Source organism: uncultured Polaribacter sp. (assembly GCF_947495205.1).
In the GTDB taxonomy this organism is placed as follows: domain Bacteria; phylum Bacteroidota; class Bacteroidia; order Flavobacteriales; family Flavobacteriaceae; genus Polaribacter.
Genome location: NZ_CANLXV010000029.1, coordinates 1 through 1,902 on the forward strand (window position 1 = coordinate 1; position 1,902 = coordinate 1,902).

Consider the following 1,902-nt stretch of genomic DNA (forward strand, 5'->3'; position numbering starts at 1 on the left):
TATAGTAATTAGTTATTAGTCTTTAGTAATTACTAATGCGTAATTCGTAATTATCTAGCTTCTAGAATTTCCTTAATACTTAAACTTAGTAGTCCCGGGCAGACTCGAACTGCCGACCTCTACATTATCAGTGTAGCGCTCTAACCAGCTGAGCTACGAGACTAGAATAGCTTAAATACTTGTTTTTTAAAATTAACAGCAAAGAGTAAAATTTACCTTTTGTAACTCACCATCTTTCTCTAGAAAGGAGGTGTTCCAGCCGCACCTTCCGGTACGGCTACCTTGTTACGACTTAGCCCTAGTTACCAGTTTTACCCTAGGCGGCTCCTTGCGGTGACCGACTTCAGGCACTCCCAGCTTCCATGGCTTGACGGGCGGTGTGTACAAGGCCCGGGAACGTATTCACCGGATCATGGCTGATATCCGATTACTAGCGATTCCAGCTTCACGGAGTCGAGTTGCAGACTCCGATCCGAACTGTGATATGGTTTATAGATTCGCTCTCTGTTGCCAGATGGCTGCTCATTGTCCATACCATTGTAGCACGTGTGTGGCCCAGGACGTAAGGGCCGTGATGATTTGACGTCATCCCCACCTTCCTCTCTACTTGCGTAGGCAGTCTCGTTAGAGTCCCCAACTTTACTTGATGGCAACTAACGACAGGGGTTGCGCTCGTTATAGGACTTAACCTGACACCTCACGGCACGAGCTGACGACAACCATGCAGCACCTTGTAATATGTCCGAAGAAAAGTCTATCTCTAAACCTGTCATACTACATTTAAGCCCTGGTAAGGTTCCTCGCGTATCATCGAATTAAACCACATGCTCCACCGCTTGTGCGGGCCCCCGTCAATTCCTTTGAGTTTCAGTCTTGCGACCGTACTCCCCAGGTGGGATACTTATCACTTTCGCTTAGTCACTGAGATAAATCCCAACAACTAGTATCCATCGTTTACGGCGTGGACTACCAGGGTATCTAATCCTGTTCGCTCCCCACGCTTTCGTCCATGAGCGTCAGTACATACGTAGTAGACTGCCTTCGCAATCGGTATTCTGTGTAATATCTATGCATTTCACCGCTACACTACACATTCTATCTACTTCCATATGACTCAAGTCAACCAGTATCAAAGGCAGTTCCATAGTTAAGCTATGGGATTTCACCTCTGACTTAATTGACCGCCTGCGGACCCTTTAAACCCAATGATTCCGGATAACGCTCGGACCCTCCGTATTACCGCGGCTGCTGGCACGGAGTTAGCCGGTCCTTATTCTTACAGTACCGTCAAGCTAGTACACGTACTAGTGTTTCTTCCTGTATAAAAGCAGTTTACAACCCATAGGGCCGTCTTCCTGCACGCGGCATGGCTGGATCAGAGTTGCCTCCATTGTCCAATATTCCTCACTGCTGCCTCCCGTAGGAGTCTGGTCCGTGTCTCAGTACCAGTGTGGGGGATCTCCCTCTCAGGACCCCTACCTATCGATGTCTTGGTAAGCCGTTACCTTACCAACTAACTAATAGGACGCATAGCCATCTTTTACCGATAAATCTTTAATTACAACTCGATGCCAAGTCGCAATACTATGAGGCATTAATCTTCATTTCTAAAGGCTATTCCTCTGTAAAAGGTAGGTTCTATACGCGTTACGCACCCGTGCGCCGGTCGTCATCTGTAGCAAGCTACAATGTTACCCCTCGACTTGCATGTGTTAAGCCTGCCGCTAGCGTTCATCCTGAGCCAGGATCAAACTCTTCATTGTATATCTTTAATAATATGAATGAATAAGTTTCAAAAGAATTTACATTATATAATAATGTGGTTATTTTACTCTTTGTTTACGCTGTCAATTTCAATATTTTCAATGAACTTCTTAAAAGTATTTTGTTACCAAAACTAAT

General features: G+C 45.4%; 1 tRNA gene and 1 rRNA gene. Both read right to left on the minus strand.

Features of this window, described 5'->3' with window-relative positions:
• Nucleotides 1-89: 89 nt before the first annotated feature.
• Nucleotides 90-163: transfer RNA gene (locus Q0762_RS13855), tRNA-Ile, on the minus strand.
• A gap of 80 nt (nucleotides 164-243) precedes the next feature.
• Nucleotides 244-1,763, minus strand: a 16S ribosomal RNA gene (locus Q0762_RS13860).
• Nucleotides 1,764-1,902 lie beyond the last annotated feature (139 nt).